Genomic DNA, 23,243 nt, shown 5'->3' on the forward strand with positions numbered 1-23,243 from the left:
CGGCTGCGACGTTGTGACGTGGCGCTCTCGGATAGTCTGGTTACCCGTGAGTGATGCCAGCGTTCAGCAGCCCGACGATACCCCCGAACAGATCCGGGTCCGCCGCGACAAGCGCGAACGGCTCCTGGCCGAAGGCAAGGATGCGTATCCCGTCGTCGTGCCGCGCACGCACACGCTCGCGGAGATTCGTGCCGAGTACCCCGACCTCGAACCGGACACAGCGACCGGTGTGCAGGTCGGTGTGGTCGGACGTGTGATCTTCATGCGCAACACCGGCAAGCTGTGCTTCGCCACCCTGCAGGAAGGCGACGGAACCCAGCTGCAGGTGATGGTCAGTCTCGCCGCCGTGGGGGAGGAGTCCCTCGCCGAGTGGAAGGCGCTCGTCGACCTGGGTGATTTCGTGTTCGTGCACGGTGAAGTGATCAGCTCCAAGCGCGGCGAACTCAGCGTCATGGCCGATTCTTGGACGATGGCGTCGAAGGCGCTGCGACCGCTGCCTGTCGCGCACAAGGAGATGAACGAGGAATCCCGGGTTCGGCAGCGCTATGTCGATCTGATCGTCCGCCCGGAGGCCCGCAAGAACGCTCGGATGCGCGTCGAGGTCGTGCGTGAGGTTCGAAATGCGCTCGAGCGCCGCGGATTTCTCGAGGTCGAGACGCCGATGCTCCAGACGCTGCACGGTGGTGCTGCCGCACGCCCCTTCGTGACGCATTCGAATGCGCTCGACATCGACCTGTATCTGCGTATCGCGCCCGAGCTGTTCCTCAAGCGTTGTGTGGTCGGCGGCATCGACAAGGTCTTCGAAATCAACCGCAATTTCCGTAATGAGGGTGCCGACTCCACGCATTCACCGGAGTTCGCGATGCTCGAGACCTACGAGGCCTACGGTACGTACGACGATTCCGCGAGGATGATTCGCGAGATGATCCAGGAGGTCGCGTTCGCTGTGTTCGGCAGCCACGTCGTCACTCTTGCGGACGGCACCGAATACGACTTCGGCGGGGAATGGAAAGTCCTCGAAATGTACCCGTCGTTGTCGCAGGCGATCGGAACCGATGTCACACCCGACACTACGATCGCGGAATTGACCGCTCTGGCAGGCAAGGTGGGGCTCGAAATTCCCGAAGGTAAGGGATGGGGCCACGGCAAGCTTGTGGAAGAGCTGTGGGAGCACACGTGTAGCGACCAGTTGAACGAGCCCACTTTCGTCCGCGATTTTCCGGTCGAGACCTCGCCGCTTACTCGTGATCACCGCACTGTGCGCGGAGTCACGGAAAAATGGGACCTCTATGTGCGCGGTTTCGAGCTTGCCACCGGATATTCGGAACTCGTCGATCCCGTAATTCAGCGCGAGCGGTTCGTGGATCAGGCACGTCTCGCGGCCGAGGGCGATGACGAGGCAATGGCTCTCGACGAGGATTTCCTCGCCGCTATGGAACAGGGAATGCCTCCTACCACGGGAACCGGGATGGGAATCGATCGGCTGCTGATGGCGCTGACCGGTCTGGGAATCAGGGAAACTATCCTCTTCCCCATTGTTCGTCCGACCACTCGCTGAATAGGTCCGAAACCTTTCGGTATAGACATGCGTTAATTGCGCGGTATTGTGGTCTGGTCCCGTGGGGGGAAAGCGCATTTCTTGATGGAGAGGGTTTCCAGCACATGGCAAAGAAGGTCACCGTCACACTTATCGACGATGTCGACCAGGAATCGGCGGCAGACGAGTCGGTAGAGTTCGGACTCGACGGCGTGACCTACGAGATCGATCTGTCGGAAGACAATGCGGCAGCGTTGCGGGAACAGTTGGAGTACTGGATTCAGCACGCCCGTAAGGTCGGCGGCCGGAAGCGCAGCAAAGTCGTACAAAGTGCACCGGCGGCGAGCAAGTCGTCGCGGGGAACAACGGATCGCGAGCAAACTGCTGCTATCCGTGAATGGGCGCGAAACAACGATCTCCAGGTCTCCGCGCGTGGGCGGATCTCGGCCGACATCATCGAGCAGTACAACAACGCGCACTGAGTTTTTCGGCTCAGGCTGTACAGCACCGTCGGGGTCCGCAGCAGCGGACACCGACGGTGCTGTCGCATTTCGTTCGCGTGCATTGTCTCCGGTGTCTTCCGGCGTAACATCTCTGCTCATGGCCGAACGTGTGCTGGTGCCGGGGGAAACATGCTGGAGGACGGAGCACGCCGATCGCCTCACCTTCATCGTCGAGGCAGCAGACTATTTTCGTCACGCGAAATCGGCGATGTTGCAGGCGCGCGAACGCATCATGCTGATCGGATGGGATTTCGATACCCGGATCAAGTTCGAACCAGGCGGTCGTACGCTGGAGGGGCCGAACCGGCTCGGCGCATTTCTGAAATGGCTCCCGAAGCAGAATCCGGACCTCGACATCCACCTCCTCAAATGGAACATCGGTGCGCTCACAGCGATAGGCAGGGGCATGACGCCGGTGTTCGTCCTCGACTGGCTCACCGGCCCGCGGGTGCATTTCGAAATGGATGGCGCCCACCCGGTCGGCGCAGCCCATCACCAGAAGATCATCGTCATCGACGACACGCTGGCATTCTGCGGCGGCATCGACATGACCGTCGACCGGTGGGACACTTCCGATCACCCCGACCACAGTCGATATCGACGTGAGCCGAACGGGCGACGCTACGGTCCCTGGCACGACGTCACCGCCGCGGTGGACGGCGCGGCCGCACGCGCACTCGGCGACCAGGCGCGTGCGCGATGGCATTCGGCAACAGGGGTGGATCTCGACCCCGTCGGTCCTCGTGACGCAATCTGGCCTGACGGGCTCGCGCCCTCGGTCACCGACATCGACGTGTCGATCGCCAGAACTCTGCCCGAGTACGGCGGCCGTGAGGGCATCCACGAGATCGAGGCGCTCTATCTCGCGGTGATCGCGGATGCCCGGAGCAGTCTGTACCTCGAGAGCCAGTATCTGGCGTCCCGCACGATCGCGGAAGCACTCGCCGCGAGGCTGCGTGAGGACGACGGCCCCGAGATCGTGCTCGTGATACCCCGCAATGCGGAGGGCTGGCTCGAGCAGAAGGCGATGGACGGTGCCAGGCGTTCTCTGTTGCATCTGCTGTGGGCCGCTGATGTCCACGGCAGATTCGAGGCCTACTACCCGGTGACCGAGGCCGGGAGACCGATCTATGTGCACGCGAAGGTCGTCGTCATGGACGACACCCTGGTACGGATCGGATCGTCGAACCTCAACAACCGGTCCATGGGATTCGACACCGAATGCGATCTTGCACTCGAAGCCGCTCGTGCAGGCGATCCCGTCTCTCGCGCAGCGGCAGACCTGCGCAGCAGACTTCTCTGCGAGCACCTCGACGTCGATGCGCAGACCTGGGACCGGGCCGTGGAGGAAGAGGGGTCGTTGCTCGCAGCGATCGAGCGCCTGCGGGGTTCGGGCCGTTCCCTGCGTCCGTTCCGACCGGGTACGGTTGGAGAGGAGGGCAGTCCCCTCGCGGAGAACGCGCTCATGGATCCGGAGCGGGCACCGAAGAGTGCAGCTCGGCTGATCCAACAGGTTCTCACTCGCTGACCACCTGTTCGCTTCTGGCGTACAGGTTGCGGAAACGTATGCGTCACGTGCAGCGTTACCTCTTGTAGTCGTGTTTTCCGCTACCCCCTTCCGGGGTGGAGGGGAAGCGGGTGGAATTCACGCCAACTAGAGTGTCGAGTGGGATCGTGGAACCTTCGCTGGTTCGATGTGAACGACTCGAGTGCCGGAGCGAAGAGCGGCTGCCGGGGTCCGGGACAACCTCGTACCGGATCCGTCGGCCGAGAGTGTGAGGGAGTGCGATGTTCGAAAGGTTCACCGATCGCGCGCGGCGCGTCGTTGTCCTGGCTCAAGAAGAAGCCAGGATGCTCAACCACAACTACATCGGCACGGAGCACATCCTCCTGGGCCTCATCCACGAGGGTGAGGGCGTGGCGGCGAAGTCGCTCGAGTCGTTGGGGATCTCCCTGGAAGGTGTCCGCAGTCAGGTCGAGGAGATCATCGGCCAGGGACAGCAGGCCCCGTCCGGGCACATCCCGTTCACTCCCCGTGCCAAGAAGGTGCTCGAGCTCAGCCTCCGTGAGGCGCTGCAGCTCGGTCACAACTACATCGGTACCGAGCACATCCTCCTCGGCCTCATCCGTGAGGGCGAAGGCGTGGCAGCTCAGGTGCTCGTGAAGCTCGGCGCCGACCTGAACCGTGTCCGCCAGCAGGTCATCCAGCTGCTCTCGGGTTACCAGGGCAAGGAACCGCAGGAGGCCGGCACCAGCCGCGGCGAGGCCGGCACCCCGTCGACGTCGCTCGTGCTCGACCAGTTCGGCCGGAACCTCACGCAGGCCGCTCTCGAAGGCAAGCTCGATCCGGTCATCGGTCGTGCGAAGGAAATCGAGCGGGTCATGCAGGTGCTGTCCCGTCGCACCAAGAACAACCCGGTGCTCATCGGTGAGCCCGGCGTCGGCAAAACCGCCGTGGTCGAGGGTCTGGCTCAGGCGATCGTCAACGGCGAGGTTCCGGAAACCCTCAAGGACAAGCAGCTCTACACGCTCGATCTGGGTTCTCTCGTCGCAGGCAGCCGGTACCGCGGTGACTTCGAGGAACGCCTCAAGAAGGTCCTCAAGGAGATCAACAGCCGCGGCGACATCATCCTGTTCATCGACGAGCTGCATACGCTCGTCGGCGCGGGTGCAGCAGAAGGCGCGATCGACGCCGCATCGATCCTCAAGCCGAAGCTCGCTCGCGGTGAACTGCAGACGATCGGCGCGACCACTCTCGACGAGTACCGCAAGTACATCGAGAAGGACGCAGCGCTCGAGCGTCGCTTCCAGCCCGTCCAGGTCGGTGAGCCGACGGTCGAGCACACCATCGAGATCCTCAAGGGTCTGCGCGACCGCTACGAGGCGCACCACCGCGTTTCGATCTCGGACAAGGCGCTCGTGGCTGCGGCGACCCTCGCCGACCGCTACATCAACGATCGCTTCCTGCCGGACAAGGCGATCGACCTCATCGATGAGGCGGGCGCTCGGATGCGTATCCGCCGGATGACCGCGCCGCCGGACCTGCGCGAGTTCGACGACAAGATCGCCGACGCGCGCCGGGAGAAGGAATCGGCGATCGACGCGCAGGACTTCGAGAAGGCCGCGAGCCTGCGCGACAAGGAGAAGCAGCTCGTCGCACAGCGCTCCGAGCGCGAGAAGCAGTGGCGTGCAGGCGATCTTGATGTCGTGGCAGAGGTCGACGAAGAGCAGATCGCCGAGGTGCTCGCGAACTGGACCGGCATCCCCGTGTTCAAGCTCACCGAGGAGGAGACCACCCGTCTTCTCCGTATGGAGGAAGAGCTGCACAAGCGGATCATCGGCCAGGAGGACGCCGTCAAGGCAGTCGCGAAGGCCATCCGTCGTACGCGCGCCGGCCTCAAGGATCCGAAGCGGCCCTCCGGCTCGTTCATCTTCGCCGGCCCGTCCGGTGTCGGTAAGACCGAGCTGTCCAAGGCACTCGCGAACTTCCTGTTCGGCGAGGACGACGCGCTCATCCAGATCGACATGGGCGAGTTCCACGACCGCTTCACCGCGTCGCGCCTGTTCGGTGCGCCTCCCGGATACGTCGGATACGAAGAGGGCGGCCAGCTCACCGAGAAGGTCCGCCGCAAGCCGTTCTCCGTCGTGCTGTTCGACGAGATCGAGAAGGCACATCAGGAGATCTACAACACGCTCCTGCAGGTCCTCGAAGACGGTCGCCTGACCGACGGTCAGGGTCGCACGGTGGACTTCAAGAACACGGTGCTGATCTTCACGTCGAACCTCGGTACGTCGGACATCTCGAAGGCTGTCGGCCTTGGCTTCAGCTCCGGCAAGGGAGACCAGTCGAACTACGAGCGGATGAAGAACAAGGTCAACGACGAGCTGAAGAAGCACTTCCGCCCGGAGTTCCTCAACCGTATCGACGACATCATCGTGTTCCACCAGCTCACGCAGGAACAGATCATCGAGATGGTCGACCTGATGATCGGTCGTGTCGAGACCCAGCTCAAGAACAAGGACATGGGGATCGAACTCACCGAGAAGGCGAAGTCTCTGCTGGCCAAGCGAGGATTCGATCCGGTGCTCGGCGCCCGCCCGCTGCGTCGCACCATTCAGCGTGAGATCGAGGATCAACTCTCCGAGAAGATCCTCTTCGGCGAGATCGGTGCAGGCCACATCGTCCTGGTCGACGTCGAGGGCTGGGACGGCGAAGGTTCCGGTGAGAACGCGAAGTTCACCTTCGCGGCGAGTGAGAAGCCGGCCGAGGTGCCCGACACCCCGGCGGTGGCGCTCGCGAAGAGCGGCGAGGGCGAAGCGGAAGCCCAGTAACAACGCGCGTAGACGCCGAGGGGCGGCACTCCATCCGGAGTGCCGCCCCTCGGCGTTGCAGATCGCTGGGCAGCTGGTTCAGGCGTCAGTTCTTCCACGCAGCGGTCGGTCGTCCGGACCAGTTGGCGAGGCGTTCGGTTGCTCCTGCGGCAGGAGTGGGTTCCACCACCGGGCCGAATGGGACGGGTCCGCCCCGCGGGGTCTCGGGGAGTGCACGCTGCATGATGCCGAGAGCTGCATCGGCCAGGGCCGGGTCGGCCTCCGCCGGTTGACCCGTTGCCACCGCCAGGTCCCAACCGTGCACGAGTGCTTCGTTGAGCGCGATGAGGACCGCGGCGCGTCCGGGGAAGGTGCCCCAGGGGGCGGTGACCACCGTGTCGAGCATCGCGTCGTCGTTCCACACCTCCCAGTACCGGTCGGCGCTCGTGCGCAGCGCGGCGACCCATCCCTCGGCGGGCTCATCGCGGGCCTCGGGCACGGTGTGCGGGTCGCCGCCTGCGCCGATGACGCGGCCTCGGTCGACGGTGGAGAGGAGGTGCCCGATGAGGGAGCTCACGTCGAACTCAGGGCACGGGGTGGGGTCGGTGAACTGGGAGGGCCGGACTCCGTCGATGAGTCCGGCCACCCAATCGAGTGCTTCGCGAAACATGGGGCGAGGGTCTGTCTGCATCGTGGTCATGACACACAGCATGGATGCCGAACACGACACCCTCTGTCAGGTATTTTCGATCGATTCGGACGAATTCACCCCGCTGTCACGGAGTCTTTGTGCTTCGCCTCGTAGAGCTTTGCCCATTCAGCGCGGGATCGGATCGACACGTCCACGTCGGTTGCCTTGGCTCGCAGCGCTCCGACGGTCGCGTCCTTGCGTTCGACCTTCGAGAACGGGTCCCAGTTGAAGAAGCGGCACGAGTTCTGCCAGGTGATCTTGTCGATCTCGGCGTCGGTCGCGCCCGCGGCCTCGAGCTCGCCGAGTACCTTCTCCGGCGCATCGGGCCAGAAGCAATCGGAGTGGGGGTAGTCGCACTCCCACGCGATGATGTCGATGCCGATCTCGTGACGCAGCTTGAGCGCGGTGGGGTCGGTGACGTAGCAGGCGAGTGAGTGCTCCTTGAAGACCTCGCTGGGCAGCTTGCCGCCGAAGTCGCGACGGAGCCAGCGCTGGTTGGTGTAGTGCCGGTCGCAGCGGTCGAGGAAGAAGGGTATCCAGCCGATGCCGCCTTCGGAGAAGGCGAACTTCAGGTCCGGGTAGGAACGCATGGCCGGGCCCCACAGGAGATCCTGCGCCGCGATGGCGGAGATCTGGGTAGCGAGCACGATCAGGTTGTCGATGGGCGCATCCTTCGCCATCGAGATGGCGCCGAACCCCGAACCGATGTGAAGGCACATCACGACGCCCTCGTCGGACAGGGTCTGGAAGACCGGGCCCCAGTAGTCGATGTCGTGGTAGCTGGGCAGTCCCTCGAGGTGGGGGAGTTCGGGCATGGTGACGGCGCGGCAGCCCTTGGCCGCGACGCGTCGGATCTCGTCGCACATCGCAGGCACGTTCCACGTGGGCAGGAGGGCGAGCGGCAGGAACCGATCGGGGTAGGCACCGCACCACTCGTCGATGTGCCAGTCGTTGTAGGCCTGCACCATCACGATGGTCACCTCGGCCTGGTGCTGGTTCAGGTGGCGTGCCGAGAAACCGGTGAACGTGGGAAAGCACATGGAACCGACGATGCCGTTGCGGTCCATGTCGCGTACGCGCTCGTGGATGTCGTACACGCCGGGGCGCATCTCGGCGAACCGCGCGGGATCGCGACCCCATTCTTCTGCGGGCCACGACACCACCGCGTTGAGTCCGCTGACCCCTGTCGGCTTCCCCTGGTAGACCCACTGGTCGACCCCTTGCTCGGTGACGATGACCTTGGGTGCTTCGTCCCTGTACTTGGCCGGGACGTGGCGGGCGAACATGTCGGGTGGTTCGACCACGTGGTCATCGATGCTCACGAGAATCATGTCGTCGAGTTGCATATTCACTCCTGGGTGCTGCTCGTCACATTGCGGTTACTCCTGTTGTACCGTTCATAAGCATGACCGTCTCTACGCAATCGGCCATGCATCGTGCAGGATCGGACAACCTCAAGAGTCTGCGTCGCAGTGCGGCGATAACCGCCGGAAGTTACCTCTACGAGGGCGGGAGCCTCGTGACGGACTGGCACAGCCACGACATGCACCAGATCGAGTACGCCGTCGGCGGTGTGGTCGAAGTGGAGACCGCGACCACCCACTATCTGTTGCCACCTCAGCAAGCGGTGTGGATACCGGCGGGATTGCGGCACCAGGCGACCATGAGCCCCAGAGTCCGCTCGATCGCCGTGATGTTCGATCCGGAACTGGTGCGATTCCAGGGCGAACGCGCCGCCGTCCTCGACGTCTCGCCCCTCATCCGCGAAATGATCATCTACGCGCAGCGATGGCCAGTCGGCAGGTTGTCCGACGACGCCGCGGCAGAGCGCTTCTTCGCGACCCTAGGCGGTCTCGTCCTCGACGCCATCGACTCCGACGAAGCGCTCCTGAGCCTTCCGATGTCGGACCATCCCGTCGTGCACGAGGCGATGGCGTTCACGAAGGCGAATCTCCACGACGTCACCATCGGTGAGGTCGGACGCGCAGTGTCGGTCTCCGAACGCACCTTGCGGCGGTTGTTCGACGAGCACGTCAGGATGTCATGGCGCAGCTACCTACTCCAGGCTCGGATGCTGCGCGCGATGGCGCTCCTCGCGTCGCCGGAGCAGTCTGTTCAGGAAACCGCCCGCGCCGTCGGATTCGACAACGGTAGTTCGTTCGCCAGGGCCTTCAGTGACTTCTGCGGGCAGTCCCCGTCGTCGTACCGGCACCGCAGCGCAACCGAACGGTCCTGACCTCGAGAAGCAAACACGACACTTCGTGTCAGGTTTCGGTGCCATGATTCGGTGATGCGCGCTGAACGGCTGCTCTCGCTGGTGTTGATGCTCAGAAACCGGGGCCGGATGACCGCCCCGGCTATCGCCCGCGAACTCGAGGTCTCGGTACGGACCGTCCTGCGTGACGTCGAGGCGCTGTCGTCGGCCGGCATCCCGGTGTATGCGGAACGCGGCCGTGCCGGAGGCTTCGCGTTGCTGCCCGGTTTCACCACCGACCTCACCGGGTTGACGATCGACGAGGCAACCGCGCTGCTCGCCGCGAGCACCTCGGCCGACACGGCGGCCCTCGGCATGGCTCCCGCGTTCGCCGCCGCGATGCGGAAGGTCACCGACGCGTTGCCCGAGGCAGGGCGCACGGCGGCCATCCGGGCATCGGAACGGATTCTGGTCACCGGGTCGGGATGGATCACGGACCCACCGGTCGATCCCCACCTCGGCGCGGTGCAACAGGCGGTCTTCGACGGTGTGCGCCTACGAATCCGGTACCGTCCGCGCGACCGGGACGCCGGGTGGCGGACCGTCGACCCGATCGGTGTCGTCAGCGCTGCCGGTCGGTGGTACCTGGTGGCCTTGCACCGCGGTGACGAACGCACCTATCGGCTCTCGCGTATCGATGAGGTGAAAGTGCTCGACGTCAAGGCCGAGCGACCGGAAGATGTCGATCTCGCCGAGATCTGGCAGCGCAGAAGGGCTCGATTCCGCGCGGGTATGTCCACTGTCTCCGCCACCGTGAAGGTGCGCGCGAGTCGCCGAGACGAACTCGCTGCGGTCGCGATCTCGGTAGCCGAACTCCCTGCGGAAGACGAACGGTGGTGTCTCACCGAGGTCGAGTTCGGGGGTTCGGGCCACGCAGGAGCGGTGATGTGGCAACTCGGTGACGACGCCGAACTTCTGGCACCGCAGACGCTGCGCGACGAGATCCGCATGCAGGCGCTGAAGCTATCGGCTCGTCACCGATGACCGGGCGGTGGAGCTTTCGCCGATTGTCCGCGAACCGGAGACTGCGGCGCACGCATCGGCGTAGGTTCGGGCCAGACTGTTAGTTTCGCGCCGGATGGAGGGAGCAGCAATGCCGACACGGAGTGCACGGACCGCATGGAACGGTGGACTCGAGGACGGGTCGGGCCAGGTCGAATTGACCAGCTCGGGACGCGGCACATTCGATGTGTCGTTCCCACGGCGCTCGGCCGAGGACGCCGACGGTGTGACGAGCCCCGAAGAACTGATCGCAGCGGCCCACTCGACGTGTTTCGCGATGCAGTTGTCCGCGATGATCGCCGAAGCCGGAGGCACCCCGCAGAGCCTGGAGGTCAGGGCCGACGTGTCGCTCGGTCCGCACCCCGAGATGGGGTTCCGACTCACCGGAATCAAGCTGACCGTCCGCGGTGAAGTCGACGGCCTCGACGCCGCGGGCTTCGAGAAGGCCGCGCAGACAGCGAAAGAGATCTGCCCGGTGAGCCGCGCGCTGACGGGTGTCGAGATCACGCTCGACGCGGCACTCGAATCCTGACCCTGCGCCGCTGCCGAGAATCGGCGTCTCTCGGCGGCGGTGCAGCGTCCGTTCGATGTGGGCACCGGCGTCGCGCGACGTCGAGCTTCGCGGATCGGGAACAATCCGCGGCTGCCTTGCCGTTGTTCGACTCGTGAACGTAACTGCCGATACAACCCTTCCCACCGCCCACATCGAGATCTGGTCGGACATTGCCTGCCCGTGGTGCTACATCGGCAAGCGCCGATTTTCCGCAGCCCTCGCTGATTTCCCGCAGCGCGACCGGGTCACGGTGACGTGGCGGTCGTATCAGCTCGCACCCGAGACGCCCGCGGGCCTGAGGAAGCCCGAGATCGAGGCGCTGGTCGAGATGAAGGGCATGCCCGCCGAACAGGTTCGGCACATGTTCGCCCAGGTGTCCGCCACTGCCGCGCAGGTCGGGCTGGACATCGAATTCGACACGGTGATCGCGGCGAACACCTTCGACGCACACCGTCTGTTGCACCTCGCCGGCGACAAGCGCGACGAACTGCTCGAGGCACTGTTCCGTGCGCATTTCGTCGACGGCAAGATTGTGGACGATCGTGAGGAGCTGGTGCGTATCGCCGCGTCGGTGGGACTGGATGCGGATGAGATCCGCACCGATCTCGAGTCCGACGCTGCTGCCGATGCCGTCCGAGCCGACCTCCTGGAGGCCCGGCAGCTCGGTGTCACCGGTGTCCCGTTCTTCGTCGCCGACCGCGCGGTCGCGGTGTCGGGAGCCCAGCCGGAGGACGTGTTCCGCGCATTGCTCGAACGCGCGATCGCCGACGCCGACAGTGCAGAACCCACCACAGATCCGATCGCCGCCGATGCGGACGGATGTGAGGGAGACACCTGCGCGGTGTGAGCGACCGTCACATCAGGCGAGGCAGATCGTCGGTGATCCCGTCGAGATAGCGTTGCGTGACTCGGCGTTGCAGCAGGTGACCGAGCGGCCCCGCGATCCGGGTGTACCAGCGTGCCGGACGCGAAAAAGCAGTGATCCGGGTAGTGACGTTCCCGTCGGTGCCACGTTCGACGAGAAAAGTCTCTTCGCCGCTCTCGGGATGCCCGGTCAACGTGCCGTACGAGAAACCGCGACGACCGGGCTCGTCGATGACGTCGACCACCCGGCACCAGGCCGTCGCTCGGATGGGCCCGATGCCCCATTCGAGGCGTACATCGAGTCCGGGAGTGGGACCCGGCGTGCCGTGCGCCACCCGGATACCGGCGGCGCGATGCATGTGCCAGCCGAACAGCCGCCGGGACGCGGTATCGAAAATCTGGTCGCCGGTGCCCAGTTCACGCGTCATCTCCAGCGACCGATAGCCGGCCGGGGAAACACTTCCCCGGCCTGCGCCCACATCGGGATAGGTGAACTCACGCCCGGATTCACCGGGCACGGACATCAGGACTTCTTGACGTCGAGGACGACTTCGAACTCGAGCAGCGATGCGCCCGACGCAACGGGCTTCTTGGCCTCGCCCGCGTGCGCGGCTCGCGCGTCGCCGTCACGCCATGCAGCGAAGTCCTCTTCGGTCTCCCACTGGGTGACGACGAAGTAGCGGGTCTCGCCCGCAGTCGGGCGGAGGAGCTGGAATCCGAGGAAGCCCTTGGAGTTGTCGACGGTGTGCGCGCGATTGGCGAACCGCTTCTCCAGCTCGGGGCCTGCGCCCTCGGGGATTTCGATTGCGTTGATCTTCACGACTGCCATGCGCGCGAGCCTACTCCGCTACCTTGGGCGATTGTGTTGCACGACGAGGGTGGTAACGGACGTCCGATCCTGCTGTTGCACGGATTGATGGGGAGCGCGCGCACTTGGCGTACCCACGTGCCGTGGCTACGCGAGCACGGCCACGTCCACACGTTCGATGCGGCGGGGCACGGACGCCCCGCGCCCGCAGAGCTCACCACCGGCGCCTTCGTTGCGGATCTGGCATCCCATCTCGAGAAGTTCGACGAACCGCTCGTCGTCATCGGGCATTCGATGGGCGCGCTGCATGCGTGGTGCCTCGCCGCCGCGCATCCCGACTGTGTGGCGGCGCTGGTGCTCGAGGACATGGCCCCGGACTTCCGGGGACGTACGGCGGCGAACTGGGCCGCGATGGTAGAGCAGTGGCCGCAGCCGTTCCCCACCGAGCAGGCGGTGATCGACTTCTTCGGCCCGGTGGCCGGACAGTACTTTCTCGATTCGTTCGACCGCCGCGACGACGGCTGGCATCTGCACGGTGAGGTCGCGACGTTCCGCGATATCTCGGAGGAATGGGGCACCCGCGCCTTCTGGGACGAATGGCACTCGATTCGTGTCCCCGCCCTGCTCATCGAGGGCGAGTTCACCATCACCCCCGAAGGACAGATGCAAGAGATGAGTAGCCGACCCGGCACCGAGTACGTCCGTATCGCCGGTGCCGGGCATCTGGTCCACGACGACAAACCCGACGAGTATCGCGCGGCGGTCGAGCAGTTCTTGACCGGAGAACGTAGCGCGCAAGCCCGGTCCTTCAGGGCGGGTTAGCGCATCAATCATGTCGGTGGTCGTGGCTATGGTCTCGCTGTGCAGCTCCGCTACCAGTACCGCGTCTACCCGACACCGAGTCAACAGAACATGCTGGCCCGGTCGTTCGGATGCGCGCGGGTGGTGTTCAACGATGCGTTGCGTGCACGGCAGGACGCGCACGCGGCCGGGGTGAAACTGTCGGACACCGACGTGCAGAAGCAGGTGATTACCGCCGCGAAACGCACACCGGAGCGGGCGTGGCTGGCCGAGGTGGCGTCGGTGGTGTTGGTGCAGTCGGTGCGCGACTCGGCAACGGCATACAGGAACTGGTTCGATTCACTGGCCGGGAAGCGGAAAGGCCGCAAGGTCGGTCCGCCGCGGTTCCGGTCCCGCAAGGACACCCGGCAGGCGATCCGGCTCACCCGCAACGGCTTCAGTATCCGAGGCAACCGGAAGTTGTATATCGCGAAGGTCGGCGAGGTGAAAGTCGCCTGGTCACGCGACCTACCCTCGGAACCCTCGAGTGTGTCGATCATCAAGGACGCGGCGGGTCGGTACTTCGCGTCGTTCGTGGTCGAGACGACCGACGTGCCGTTACCGGAGTCCGATGCGGAGGTGGGGATCGACCTGGGCCTGACGACGTTCGCGGTCCTGTCGGACGGCAAGACCATCACCACACCGAAGTTCTTGCGCCGCGCCGAACGCACACTCTGCAAGGCGCAACAGGCACTCTCTCGCAAGCAGAAGGGCAGCAACAACCGGGCCAAGGCACGCGTTCGTGTCGCGAAGGCTCACGCCAAGGTGGCCGACGCCCGCAAGGATTGGGCGCACAAGAACTCCACGGCGATCATCCGCGAGAACCAAGCGGTGTTCGTCGAGGACTTGTGTGTCACCGGGCTGGCGCGGACGAGGTTGGCGAAGTCGGTGCACGATGCCGGGTGGGGCATGTTCACTCGGATGGTGGAGGAGAAGGCCGCCCGGTATGGGCGGACCTTCGTGAAGGTGGACCGTTTCTACCCGTCGAGCCAACTGTGCTCGACGTGTGGAGTGCAGGACGGCCCGAAACCGCTCTCAGTGCGGGAGTGGCAGTGCGCGGCGTGCGGTGCGGTCCACGACCGCGACCTCAACGCCGCCAAGAACATCCTCGCCGCCGGACGGGCGGAGAGGCGAAACGCCTGCGGAGGGACCGTAAATCCTGCCGCCTAGCGGGAGGTAAGTCCCTGTGAAACAGGAACCCACCGGAGTGGCGGTAGCGCTGCAGGAGGAATCCCGGTCGTTCATGGCCGGGAGGACGTCAATTCGCTCGACTAGCGCGCGCCTTCTCCAGCGAGCGCGAAGCGTCCGTCGTCGGTCTGTTCGACCAGTCCGTCGAGGAGCAACGAATGCAGGGCCCGATCGCGCTGCCCGGGGTCTGTGAGCCACACCTGATCGAGTGCCGGACGCTCCACCGGAGTGTCGCTGTCGCGGAGGACTGCCATCAGTTTTCCGCGCACTTGACGGTCGGTTCCGGCGAACTTCTGCACGCGCCGGGCCGGGCCGTCGTGAGCCGGACGGCCGGCCTGCACCCACGCGCATTCGGGGAGCGGGCATCGATCACAGTCGGGGTTCCGCGCGGTGCACACCGTCGCGCCGAGCTCCATCAGTGCAGCCGAGAACGTCGCGGCCCGCGCGCGGGTGCGCGGCAGCAGAATCTCGACGTCTGCGAGGTCCCTTCGTGTGGAAGGGTTCCCGGGCTCCGCCTTGCCGTGGACGGCGCGTGCGACGACGCGGCGCACGTTGGTGTCCACCACGGGAACGCGTTGCCCGTATGCGAAACACGCGACTGCTCGCGCCGTGTACGCGCCGATCCCCGGCAGCGACAGCAGGACGTCGACATCGTCGGGGACCTGGTCGTCGTGCTCGGCGGCGAGGACCCCGGCGCACTCGTGCAAGCGCAACGCCCGACGCGGATAACCGAGCTTGCCCCAGGCTCGCAGCACCTCGGCCTGGCTCGATGCGGCCATCGCCGAGGGGACCGGCCAGCGCCGGACCCACTCCTCCCAGATCGGCGCGACCCGCACGACGGGAGTCTGCTGCAACATGACCTCCGACATGAGGATCTGCCATCCCGTCACGCCTTCGTGGCGCCACGGTAGATCCCGTGCCTGCGCTGCATACCAGCGCAGCAATACGCCAGCATCGACCGGCATTCTCACGTCCTTTCGAAACGTTCTGGGCGGTTGTTTACATAGGTAAAAGTATTCCCGCGTGAAAGTCGAAATCACCGGGGGTGAATACTGGGTATATGCCGAATTCGAACCCCATCTCAGCCTGGAAAGCTCTGACCGAAGGTAATCAGCGCTTCGTCAGTGACACCCCACTGCACCCCAGCCAGGGCATCGACCGCCGAGCAGAGCTCGTCAACGGCCAGCACCCCACCGCGGTGCTCTTCGGATGTGGCGACTCCCGTGTCGCGGCCGAGATCATTTTCGACCAGGGCCTCGGCGATATGTTCGTCGTCCGAACTGCTGGTCACGTGATCGACAGCTCCGTGCTGGGCTCGATCGAGTATGCGGTCGACATTCTCAACGTGCCTCTCATCGTCGTGTTGGGACACGACAGCTGCGGTGCTGTCGGCGCGACATTGTCCGCACTCGACGGCGGCGAGGTCCCGTCGGGATTCATCCGCAGCATCGTCGAGCGGGTCGCACCCTCGATTCTCCTCGGGCGTCGAGAAGGGCTCGGCACCGTCGACGAACTCGAGGCGCGCCACGTCGTGGAAACCGGCAAGGTGCTCACCGAACGCTCGCAGATCATCGCGGAGCGCATCGCCGATGGTCGCTGCGCTGTTGTGGGTGTGACGTACAAGCTCGACGACGGTCACGTACAGCTGCAAGGCCATATCGGCGATATCGGTGTGACCTCGGACTGACGCGACACGCCGACGACCATGTGGCCATCGCCCGAGCTGACACATACCGTGTGAAGCGTGTTTGAACCCAACGGCCCACTTCCTCCTGAGATCTACTGGCGACGCCGTGTTCTCGCGATCGTCGTCGCGGTGGTCGTGCTGGCCTTGGTCATCTGGGCGGTTCTCGCCTTCACCGGCGGCGATGATCCCGAAACGGAACCCGCGGCCTCCGGCACCACGATGTCCGAGACCACCACGACCACACCGGACGGATCCGGTGTCGAAGCCGGAGCAGAGACCGGTTCGGACGATGGTGGCTCGGACGCTGGCGGTTCCGGAAGTTCGAATTCCTCGAACGCGTCCTCGGGGTCGTCCACCCCGTCGGGTGCTGCGGAACCGGATGATTCGGGCGCGGCCACGACACCGGTGTCGGCATCGACGGCACCCGGGCAGTGTTCGGATCAATCGCTCGCAGTGCGCGTGACGGCAGGCGAGCCGAATTACCAGGTCGGAGCCGAACCCGAATTCACGATCGTCATAACCAATATCGGGACGTCCTCGTGCGAGCGCGATCTCGGTGCGGGCCTGCAGCAGGTCCTCGTGTACACCCTCGACGGCAACCAGCGCGTGTGGGCGAACACCGACTGTTTCCCCGACTCGACCGCCGACGTGCGTTCGCTCCGCCCCGGGGATCAGGCCGCGTTCTCGGTGCGGTGGTCCGGCACGACGTCCGAACCCGGGTGCGCGACGCCGCGGGAACCGGTCCAGCCGGGCGCATATACGGTCGTCGGGCAACTCGGTGGTCTGCGCAGCACGCCGGAGCCGTTCAACATGACAGCGTGAAGTGCTGGTCCGTGAAGTGCTAGTCGTAGTGATTGATCGACGCCTCGGCCAGGCGTGAGAGACCCTCACGGATGTAGCGAGCCCACAGCGCTCCGATCCCTTCGACGGCCTGAAGGTCCGCGGCGGTCGCCGCGAGCAAACCCTGCAGAGTTCCGAAAGCACCCACCAGCCGGTCGATCTGACGTGCCCGGAGCCTCGGAACACGATTGAGGACGCGGTATCCGCGGGGGCTCATTGCGGTGTCGAGCGCTTCGATGGTGTTCGGATAGCCGAAGGCCCGCGCGAGTGTCGTCAGGTCCAGTAGATCGACATCGGTCAACCCTCCCAACGCATCGAGCGCCTGCTCCACATCGAGGACCGACGGTGAATCGGTCCCGGCCAGGTAGTCCAGAACGAGCAGTTGCCTGGCGAGTTGATTGTCGCCGACGAGCTCTTCGAGTTGCAGTGCGAGCTGCCGACCGTCGGTTCCGAGCTCGAGCACATCCTGCTCGATCTCCACTGAAAGGCGGTGCATCATTTCGAGGCGCTGCGCGACGGTGAGCGCATCGCGCAATGTCACGATGTCTTCGATTTCCACCACCGAGAGCTGCCGGGTGACTTCGTCGAGACGAGCCTTGTACCGCTCTAGCGTCGCGACGGCCTGGTTGGCCCTGGAGAGGATCATCGCGGAATCGTCGATGACATGCCTGCGTCCTTCGACGTACACGCTCACGATGCTCATCGACTGGCTCACCGAGACCACGGGATACCCGGTCTCGATAGCGGTCCGTTCGGCTGCGCGATGACGGGTACCGGATTCGACGGTGGGGATGCGGTGATCGGGCACGAGCTGCACGTTGGCGCGCACGATCCGGGTGCCGTCGGTGGACACCACGACCGCGCCGTCCATCTTCGACAACTCGCGCAACCGGGTAGGGGCGAATTCGACATCGAGTTCGAAGCCGCCGTCGCAGATCGATGCGACGTGCTCGTCGAAGCCGAGCACGATCAGGCCGCCTGTGCGGCCCCGCAGGATGCGTTCGAGGCCGTCTCGCAAAGCTGTGCCGGGTGCCAGACGCGCGATCGTCTCGTTCAACGTCGCAGCGTCGGCCGACTCGGTCATGTGCGAAGTCCTCCTGGCTGCGCGTGCGTTTCTCGTCACATTTGTGCAGGCCACGGAAAAGTCGTAGGCGAGCGCGCAACTACATTACTTGCTCATGAGTAGTCTCTGGACCTTGCCCGATGACCTCGTCGTTCCTGATCTTCGCGAGGATCATCCCGGTCCGGGGGCGCCGATACCGCAGCACTGGTCCAAGTGCCTCGGTTGCGGCGACGATCAGCCGACCGGACTCGCAATGCAGTGCACGATCGGCGAGGGGCTGTCCGTGAAGGGCCGATTCGAGGTGGCCCCCCGTTTCCAGGGCGGGCCGGGGTTCATCCACGGAGGCATCCTCATGACCGCGTTCGACGAAGTCCAGGGTTTCGCATGTAACGCCGTGTTCCGGAAGCCCGTGGTCACCGGGCACATGGGGACCGATTTCAAGCGCCCCATCCCGCTGGGGGCGGTCCTCGAATTCACCGCCCGAGTCGACGGGACGGTGCGTCGCAAGGTCTACACGAGCGCCGAGGTACGCATCGTCGATGGCCCGCTCGCCGATCCCGACGTGATCGTGGGGAGCTCGCACGGATTGTTCGTGATGGTCGGCCACGAACATTTCGAGAAGGGGAAGGATTTCGCTGACGGCTTGCCCGGCGCCGACGACATCTCGTCGATCTGAGGTGCTTCTCAATCGGGGAGCATCGGTACACCTTCCCTGTGGTCGTGGCCGAGCAGCGTCGCGGACGTGAGCGCCCCGGCTCCGAACCGGCAGTGGACGTCGTCGAGGACCGTGTCGAGGGCGTGCCGGTCGATCGGGCGATGTGTCGCGGTGATCTCGTTCGAGCCCGGATCGGGCGACGGCACCGGCTCGTCGAAGGGAAGCTCGAGCTGCTCGATGCCCTCGCCGTCCAAGTTCGTCACCGAGACACCGATCAGGGTGAGCCCGCAGTCGGCGACCTGCGGCCTCGCTGATTCGAGCAGGGCGCGTGCCGTGTTGCTGAGGATGTCGGTGCGCGCGGTGGGGACGCCGAGTGTGTGCGACCGCGTGGCCCGCGTGTAATCGGCGAAGCGGAGTCTGAGCACCACTGTGCGGCCGATCCGATGGGCGCGGCGCATCCGGGCGGCAACCTTGTCGACGAGCAGTTGCAGCGTCGCGTCGATCGACTCGATGCTGTGGGCTCCTCGACCGAGCGCGTGCTGGGCGCCCATCGAACGTCGGCGTCGACGGTGAACCGGCCGTGGGTCGTGTCCGGTCGCGAGCGCGTACAGGTGGCGGCCTGTTGCCCGGCCGAGCAGCGAGATGAGGTCGGACTCGGATTCGTTCGCAATATCGGCGACCGATCGAAGTCCGTGCGCATGCAGAGTCGAGGCGGTGACCTTGCCGACGCCCCACAGTCGTTCGACGGGCAACGGGTGGAGGAACTCGAGTTCCCCTTCCGGTGGGACGACGAGCAGCCCGTCCGGTTTCGCGACGCCACTCGCGACCTTTGCGAGGAACTTCGTCCGGGCCACACCTACGGTGATCGGCAGGCCGACCTCGGCCATGACCGTCGCGCGCAGGTGTGCCGCGATGTCGGCCGGCTCACCCGAGATGCGGCGCAGCCCCGACACATCGAGGAAGGCCTCGTCGATGGAGACCCCTTCGACGACGGGTGAGACCCGATCGAAGATCTCGAACACCTCCCTCGACGCCCGTGAGTACGCGTCCATGCGCGGCGGTATCGAGATCACGTGCGGGCACAGAGCGCGCGCTGCACGGCCCGGCATGGGTGTCTTGATTCCGTATGCTTTCGCCTCGTAGCTCGCTGCCAGGACGACCCCGCCGCCGACCACCACCGGTTTTCCTCGAAGCCACGGGTCGTCGCGTTGCTCGACCGACGCGTAGAACGCGTCGAGATCGGCGTGGAGAATTGTTGCGCGGTCGGACACGAACATATGTTCGCATGCGAGTCCGACAACCCGATACGGCAGAATCGCCGGCCGGAGAGTGTTAGAAACGATCCATGTCCGCCCCCGACCGTGGTGCCCCCGATGTCGTCGTCGAACGCGATGGTGCCGTCACCACGATCGTGCTCAACCGCCCTGATCGCAGAAACGCCGTGGACGGGCCGATGGCCGCGCAGCTCCGCGAGGCCATCGAAGCGTTCGACGCAGACGAGAAACAACGTGTCGCGGTGCTCTGGGGTGCGGGCGGCCATTTCTGTGCTGGCGCCGACCTCACGGCCCTGGGTGATTCGCAGCGGCGTCACGAGCTCGACCCGCAGGGCGGCGGCACGGGACCGATGGGCCCGTCCCGGATGGCGCTGTCCAAACCACTGATCGCGGCGGTGAGTGGCTACGCGGTCGCAGGTGGACTGGAACTCGCACTGCTTGCAGACCTGCGAGTGTGCGAATCCGACGCAGTCTTCGGGGTGTTCTGCCGCCGCTGGGGTGTACCACTCATCGACGGCGGCACGGTGCGACTGCCGCGGATCATCGGGCAGGGGAGAGCGCTCGACATGATCCTCACCGGTCGCGCGGTGGATGCGGCCGAGGCCTTGTCGTTCGGCCTCGCCAACCGGGTCGTCGACGCGGGTACGTCACTCGCTGTAGCGCAGGAGATCGCGCGGCAACTGGCAACGTTTCCGCAGGAATGCATGTCGGTGGACCGGGCGTCGGTCTACCGCTCGTTCGATCTTCCACTCGACACCGCGTTGCGGGCCGAAGGCGCCCACGGTGCGCCGATCGTCGAGCGGGAGGGCATCGCAGGCGCTGCACGGTTCACGTCGGGAGAAGGAAGACACGGCGCCTTCCGCTAGTCGTGTTTCGAAGCGGGCGTCAGCCGATGTTCATGAGCGCCTGCCCGAGGTTGGTCACCTCGCGGACCTTCATGCCGGAAGGCGCGCCCTCCGTGTTGCGGGGCACCACTGCGCGGGTGAACCCGAGCCGGTGTGCTTCGGTGAGCCGTCGTCCTGCTCCGGCCACGCGCCGGACTTCGCCTGCCAGTCCGACCTCGCCGAGCAGGACGGTGCCGGGCGGGACCGGTTGATCTCGGACAGCCGAGACGATGGCAAGCGCCAGCGCGAGGTCGGCGGACGGATCGGTGATCCGCATGCCGCCGACCGTCGAGGCGTATACGTCGCATTTTCCGAGATTGCGGACGTTGCAGCGCCGTTCGAGTACGGCGAGCACCATCGCGACGCGCGCCGAATCCAGGCCGCTCACCGCGCGCCGCGGTGACGGATTCTGGGTGTGGACGACAAGCGCCTGAACTTCGCCGAGCAGTGGGCGTTTGCCGTCCATCGTGACGGTGACCGCCGTCCCCGGCACCTCCTCGTTCCGGTGTTGCAGGAACAGTCCCGATGGGTCGCTCACCTCGACGATGCCGCCCTCGGTGAGTTCGAAGCAGCCCACTTCCTCGGCTGCACCGAACCGGTTCTTGACCCCGCGCACCATACGCAGCGTCGAATGTTTGTCACCTTCGAAATGAAGTACGACGTCGACGAGATGCTCGAGCGAGCGTGGGCCCGCCACTGCGCCGTCCTTGGTGACGTGACCGATCAGCAACACCGGGATACCGCTGGCCTTCGCGAGCGAGGTCAGCGCGCTCGTGACGGCCTTGACCTGAGTGACACCGCCGGACACGCCGTCGACATCGGCGGCGAGCATCGTCTGCACCGAGTCGACGACGAGCAGTGTCGGCTTGACCTGTTCGACGTGGCCGAAGATCGTCGCCAGATCGGATTCGGCAGCCAGGTAGACCCGCTCGTGGACAGACCCGGTGCGGTCGGCGCGGAGTCGAACCTGACCGGCGGATTCCTCGCCTGTCACGTACAGCGACCTGTCGTCGGCGCCGCGCTGAGCCCAGCGGTGGACGACCTCGAGGAGCAGCGTCGACTTGCCGACGCCAGGTTCACCCGCGAGCAGGACGACGGAGCCGGGCACGATCCCCCCGCCGAGAACCCGGTCGAGTTCGGAGATTCCAGTGGTCTTGGCCGCGGTTTCCTTCCCGTCGATCCGGGTCAGAGGAGTGGCGGGGGTGGTGGGGAGGACTGCCGCGGCGCCCGCACGCGCGAGCGAGGTGCCCGGTCGCGATGCGACAGCTGTCGGCTGCACCGGTGCCTCGTCCAGCGATCCCCACGTTCCGCATTCGGGGCAGCGTCCGACCCACTTGGCGACGGTGTGCGAGCAGTCGGAGCAGCGGTACATCGTTTTGGATCTGGCCACTGCCGGAGGATATGCGAACGTGGTGACAGAACGCCGGAAGGTCCGGACGAGAATGCTCGTCCGGACCTTCCGGAAGGGTCTTGCCGGTCGCGCTGGGTCAGTGCGCTTCGCCGATGATCGGCGACATCTCCGACTCGTGGCGATCGAGAACCGGGCCTGCATCGACCGGTACGGACAGGGTCACGTCGCCAGCTTCCTCGAAGGAGAAGGTGAAGGGGATGGTCAGGCCGGGCCGGACACCTTCCTTCAGGTCGACGAGTTCGATGGTCTCGACCGTCGCGGGCACCACGGGGGTGTCCTCCGGCGAGGTCGGCTGCGGCGACTCGTCGACGGACTCGAGAAGATCGGTGGTCTCAGGGGAAACACCGGCGATGACCGAGCCGAGAGCGGGGATCGTGATGTTGTCCGCGCCGGTCACCGAGCCCGCGTACTCGGTCTCGATGCCCGTGAGGACGTCGTCCCGGTAGCCGTCGAGATTCGCGATGGTGAAGCCGAGCAGAGCGGTTCCGCCCGGCTCGATGCTGTACTCCTCGGAATCCGGGTAGATGATGTGCACGTTGCGCAGTGCAAGGCTGCCCGCGTCCGTGTTGGTGCCGTTGATCGCAGCCACCTGGTCGGAGGTCTGGGTGATCTGACCGGCGCCGCACGCGGACAACGCCAGCGTCGCACCCGCGGCCAGGGCGACAGCGGTCGCGACTCGACGAGTCGACGTGTTGAGAGCAGTCACTTTTCCTCCACTCGGGTAAGGCTCGCAATCCACTAGGCAGAGTAGTAGTTGTCCCGCCTGGAGTGTGCGTCGGGTCATCGATATTGCCATTTTGTGCACCACAACGGGGCATAACGCCCTGTCAGGGCGGGTGTGTCGCACGTCACCGGATGCACGTAACCGGTTGCCTGTC

Annotated in this window: 23 protein-coding genes; 14 read left to right on the forward strand and 9 right to left on the reverse strand. The window is 65.3% G+C overall.

Annotation, left to right across the window (positions count from 1 at the left end):
* Positions 1–46: 46 nt before the first annotated feature.
* The 4 genes from lysS to ACTDXD_RS13685 all read left to right on the forward strand — a co-directional run bounded on the left by lysS (position 47) and on the right by ACTDXD_RS13685 (position 6,372).
* Entirely contained in the window at positions 47–1,558 is a 1,512-nt protein-coding gene (lysS, locus tag ACTDXD_RS13670) for a lysine--tRNA ligase (protein WP_440122880.1), read from the forward strand.
* 104 nt (positions 1,559–1,662) lie between these two features.
* Entirely contained in the window at positions 1,663–2,019 is a 357-nt protein-coding gene (locus tag ACTDXD_RS13675; RefSeq protein ID WP_440122881.1) for a histone-like nucleoid-structuring protein Lsr2, read from the forward strand.
* 118 nt (positions 2,020–2,137) lie between these two features.
* A complete protein-coding gene (locus ACTDXD_RS13680) occupies positions 2,138–3,568 on the forward strand; it encodes a phospholipase D-like domain-containing protein (protein WP_440122882.1) in 1,431 nt (476 codons plus the stop codon).
* Positions 3,569–3,828: 260 nt separating this feature from the next.
* Complete coding sequence (locus ACTDXD_RS13685) at positions 3,829–6,372, forward strand: ATP-dependent Clp protease ATP-binding subunit (RefSeq protein WP_440122883.1); 2,544 nt, start codon at positions 3,829–3,831, stop codon at positions 6,370–6,372.
* Positions 6,373–6,457: 85 nt separating this feature from the next.
* On the opposite strand, the gene ACTDXD_RS13690 is transcribed toward ACTDXD_RS13685, so the two are convergent.
* Positions 6,458–7,063, reverse strand: a complete 606-nt coding sequence (locus ACTDXD_RS13690; protein ID WP_440122884.1) for a TIGR03086 family metal-binding protein — start codon at positions 7,061–7,063, stop codon at positions 6,458–6,460.
* Positions 7,064–7,116: 53 nt separating this feature from the next.
* A complete protein-coding gene (locus ACTDXD_RS13695; protein ID WP_440122885.1) occupies positions 7,117–8,388 on the reverse strand; it encodes an amidohydrolase family protein in 1,272 nt (423 codons plus the stop codon).
* 59 nt (positions 8,389–8,447) lie between these two features.
* On the opposite strand from ACTDXD_RS13695, the gene ACTDXD_RS13700 reads away from it, so the two are divergent.
* The 4 genes from ACTDXD_RS13700 (at position 8,448) to ACTDXD_RS13715 (ending at position 11,698) form a co-directional block, all read left to right on the forward strand.
* Positions 8,448–9,278: an AraC family transcriptional regulator gene (locus tag ACTDXD_RS13700; RefSeq protein ID WP_440122886.1), complete on the forward strand. Its 831-nt coding sequence runs from the start codon at positions 8,448–8,450 to the stop codon at positions 9,276–9,278.
* Positions 9,279–9,332: 54 nt separating this feature from the next.
* Positions 9,333–10,280, forward strand: coding sequence for a helix-turn-helix transcriptional regulator (locus ACTDXD_RS13705; RefSeq protein WP_440122887.1), 948 nt, complete (start codon positions 9,333–9,335; stop codon positions 10,278–10,280).
* Between the two features lie 109 nt (positions 10,281–10,389).
* Positions 10,390–10,830: an OsmC family peroxiredoxin gene (locus ACTDXD_RS13710; protein ID WP_440122888.1), complete on the forward strand. Its 441-nt coding sequence runs from the start codon at positions 10,390–10,392 to the stop codon at positions 10,828–10,830.
* Positions 10,831–10,885: 55 nt separating this feature from the next.
* Positions 10,886–11,698, forward strand: coding sequence for a DsbA family oxidoreductase (locus ACTDXD_RS13715; RefSeq protein WP_440122889.1), 813 nt, complete (start codon positions 10,886–10,888; stop codon positions 11,696–11,698).
* 7 nt (positions 11,699–11,705) lie between these two features.
* Here ACTDXD_RS13715 and ACTDXD_RS13720 read toward each other — a convergent pair whose 3' ends face one another.
* Both ACTDXD_RS13720 and ACTDXD_RS13725 read right to left on the reverse strand, forming a co-directional pair.
* The gene (locus ACTDXD_RS13720) at positions 11,706–12,239 is read right to left on the reverse strand and encodes a DUF1990 family protein (RefSeq protein WP_440122890.1); all 534 of its coding nucleotides are present in this window, start codon (positions 12,237–12,239) and stop codon (positions 11,706–11,708) included.
* Entirely contained in the window at positions 12,239–12,544 is a 306-nt protein-coding gene (locus ACTDXD_RS13725; RefSeq protein WP_054713867.1) for an antibiotic biosynthesis monooxygenase family protein, read from the reverse strand. Before ACTDXD_RS13725 ends, ACTDXD_RS13720 begins: the two co-directional genes overlap by 1 nt.
* Positions 12,545–12,577: 33 nt before the next feature.
* Here ACTDXD_RS13725 and ACTDXD_RS13730 point away from each other — a divergent pair, with 33 nt between their 5' ends.
* Together ACTDXD_RS13730 and ACTDXD_RS13735 are read left to right on the forward strand one after the other, a co-directional pair.
* Positions 12,578–13,345: an alpha/beta fold hydrolase gene (locus ACTDXD_RS13730; RefSeq protein ID WP_440122891.1), complete on the forward strand. Its 768-nt coding sequence runs from the start codon at positions 12,578–12,580 to the stop codon at positions 13,343–13,345.
* 39 nt (positions 13,346–13,384) lie between these two features.
* Positions 13,385–14,533 (forward strand): RNA-guided endonuclease InsQ/TnpB family protein, encoded by a 1,149-nt coding sequence (locus tag ACTDXD_RS13735; RefSeq protein WP_440122892.1) that lies wholly within the window; start codon positions 13,385–13,387, stop codon positions 14,531–14,533.
* Between the two features lie 101 nt (positions 14,534–14,634).
* Here the strand turns inward: ACTDXD_RS13735 and ACTDXD_RS13740 are convergent, their stop codons facing one another.
* Entirely contained in the window at positions 14,635–15,516 is an 882-nt protein-coding gene (locus tag ACTDXD_RS13740; RefSeq protein WP_440122893.1) for an A/G-specific adenine glycosylase, read from the reverse strand.
* Positions 15,517–15,611: 95 nt separating this feature from the next.
* Here ACTDXD_RS13740 and ACTDXD_RS13745 point away from each other — a divergent pair, with 95 nt between their 5' ends.
* Entirely contained in the window at positions 15,612–16,238 is a 627-nt protein-coding gene (locus tag ACTDXD_RS13745) for a carbonic anhydrase (protein WP_440122894.1), read from the forward strand.
* Positions 16,239–16,295: 57 nt separating this feature from the next.
* Positions 16,296–17,060, forward strand: a complete 765-nt coding sequence (locus ACTDXD_RS13750) for a hypothetical protein (protein ID WP_440122895.1) — start codon at positions 16,296–16,298, stop codon at positions 17,058–17,060.
* Between the two features lie 19 nt (positions 17,061–17,079).
* Here the strand turns inward: ACTDXD_RS13750 and disA are convergent, their stop codons facing one another.
* Positions 17,080–18,162, reverse strand: coding sequence for a DNA integrity scanning diadenylate cyclase DisA (disA, locus tag ACTDXD_RS13755; protein WP_440122896.1), 1,083 nt, complete (start codon positions 18,160–18,162; stop codon positions 17,080–17,082).
* A gap of 94 nt (positions 18,163–18,256) precedes the next feature.
* Here disA and ACTDXD_RS13760 point away from each other — a divergent pair, with 94 nt between their 5' ends.
* Entirely contained in the window at positions 18,257–18,817 is a 561-nt protein-coding gene (locus tag ACTDXD_RS13760; RefSeq protein WP_440122897.1) for a PaaI family thioesterase, read from the forward strand.
* An 8-nt stretch (positions 18,818–18,825) separates the two neighbouring features.
* Here ACTDXD_RS13760 and dinB read toward each other — a convergent pair whose 3' ends face one another.
* A complete protein-coding gene (gene dinB / locus ACTDXD_RS13765) occupies positions 18,826–20,073 on the reverse strand; it encodes a DNA polymerase IV (RefSeq protein WP_440122898.1) in 1,248 nt (415 codons plus the stop codon).
* A gap of 68 nt (positions 20,074–20,141) precedes the next feature.
* Here dinB and ACTDXD_RS13770 point away from each other — a divergent pair, with 68 nt between their 5' ends.
* Positions 20,142–20,936 carry a crotonase/enoyl-CoA hydratase family protein gene (locus tag ACTDXD_RS13770; RefSeq protein ID WP_440122899.1) on the forward strand — a complete coding sequence of 265 codons (795 nt, stop codon included), beginning with the start codon at positions 20,142–20,144 and terminating at the stop codon, positions 20,934–20,936.
* A 19-nt stretch (positions 20,937–20,955) separates the two neighbouring features.
* On the opposite strand, the gene radA is transcribed toward ACTDXD_RS13770, so the two are convergent.
* Together radA and ACTDXD_RS13780 are read right to left on the reverse strand one after the other, a co-directional pair.
* Positions 20,956–22,344, reverse strand: coding sequence for a DNA repair protein RadA (radA, locus tag ACTDXD_RS13775; protein ID WP_440122900.1), 1,389 nt, complete (start codon positions 22,342–22,344; stop codon positions 20,956–20,958).
* A 97-nt stretch (positions 22,345–22,441) separates the two neighbouring features.
* Positions 22,442–23,071: a hypothetical protein gene (locus tag ACTDXD_RS13780; RefSeq protein WP_440122901.1), complete on the reverse strand. Its 630-nt coding sequence runs from the start codon at positions 23,069–23,071 to the stop codon at positions 22,442–22,444.
* Positions 23,072–23,243 lie beyond the last annotated feature (172 nt).

Origin of the sequence: Rhodococcus sp. SJ-3, from assembly GCF_051918125.1 — a bacterium.
Taxonomy (GTDB): Bacteria; Actinomycetota; Actinomycetes; order Mycobacteriales; family Mycobacteriaceae; genus Rhodococcus.

What these genes read in the sequence shown, in the direction of transcription:
- ACTDXD_RS13760 (WP_440122897.1), top strand. Translation starts at nt 18,257, where the DNA reads ATGAGTAGTCTCTGGACCTTGCCCGATGACCTCGTCGTTCCTGATCTT.
- ACTDXD_RS13720 (WP_440122890.1), bottom strand. Translation starts at nt 12,239, where the DNA reads ATGTCCGTGCCCGGTGAATCCGGGCGTGAGTTCACCTATCCCGATGTG.
- ACTDXD_RS13675 (WP_440122881.1), top strand. Translation starts at nt 1,663, where the DNA reads ATGGCAAAGAAGGTCACCGTCACACTTATCGACGATGTCGACCAGGAA.
- ACTDXD_RS13690 (WP_440122884.1), bottom strand. Translation starts at nt 7,063, where the DNA reads ATGCTGTGTGTCATGACCACGATGCAGACAGACCCTCGCCCCATGTTT.
- ACTDXD_RS13700 (WP_440122886.1), top strand. Translation starts at nt 8,448, where the DNA reads ATGACCGTCTCTACGCAATCGGCCATGCATCGTGCAGGATCGGACAAC.
- ACTDXD_RS13770 (WP_440122899.1), top strand. Translation starts at nt 20,142, where the DNA reads ATGTCCGCCCCCGACCGTGGTGCCCCCGATGTCGTCGTCGAACGCGAT.
- ACTDXD_RS13715 (WP_440122889.1), top strand. Translation starts at nt 10,886, where the DNA reads ATGTGGGCACCGGCGTCGCGCGACGTCGAGCTTCGCGGATCGGGAACA.
- ACTDXD_RS13705 (WP_440122887.1), top strand. Translation starts at nt 9,333, where the DNA reads ATGCGCGCTGAACGGCTGCTCTCGCTGGTGTTGATGCTCAGAAACCGG.
- dinB (WP_440122898.1), bottom strand. Translation starts at nt 20,073, where the DNA reads ATGTTCGTGTCCGACCGCGCAACAATTCTCCACGCCGATCTCGACGCG.
- ACTDXD_RS13745 (WP_440122894.1), top strand. Translation starts at nt 15,612, where the DNA reads ATGCCGAATTCGAACCCCATCTCAGCCTGGAAAGCTCTGACCGAAGGT.
- ACTDXD_RS13695 (WP_440122885.1), bottom strand. Translation starts at nt 8,388, where the DNA reads ATGCAACTCGACGACATGATTCTCGTGAGCATCGATGACCACGTGGTC.
- ACTDXD_RS13725 (WP_054713867.1), bottom strand. Translation starts at nt 12,544, where the DNA reads ATGGCAGTCGTGAAGATCAACGCAATCGAAATCCCCGAGGGCGCAGGC.
- ACTDXD_RS13710 (WP_440122888.1), top strand. Translation starts at nt 10,390, where the DNA reads ATGCCGACACGGAGTGCACGGACCGCATGGAACGGTGGACTCGAGGAC.
- ACTDXD_RS13740 (WP_440122893.1), bottom strand. Translation starts at nt 15,516, where the DNA reads ATGCCGGTCGATGCTGGCGTATTGCTGCGCTGGTATGCAGCGCAGGCA.
- ACTDXD_RS13680 (WP_440122882.1), top strand. Translation starts at nt 2,138, where the DNA reads ATGGCCGAACGTGTGCTGGTGCCGGGGGAAACATGCTGGAGGACGGAG.
- ACTDXD_RS13685 (WP_440122883.1), top strand. Translation starts at nt 3,829, where the DNA reads ATGTTCGAAAGGTTCACCGATCGCGCGCGGCGCGTCGTTGTCCTGGCT.
- disA (WP_440122896.1), bottom strand. Translation starts at nt 18,162, where the DNA reads ATGACCGAGTCGGCCGACGCTGCGACGTTGAACGAGACGATCGCGCGT.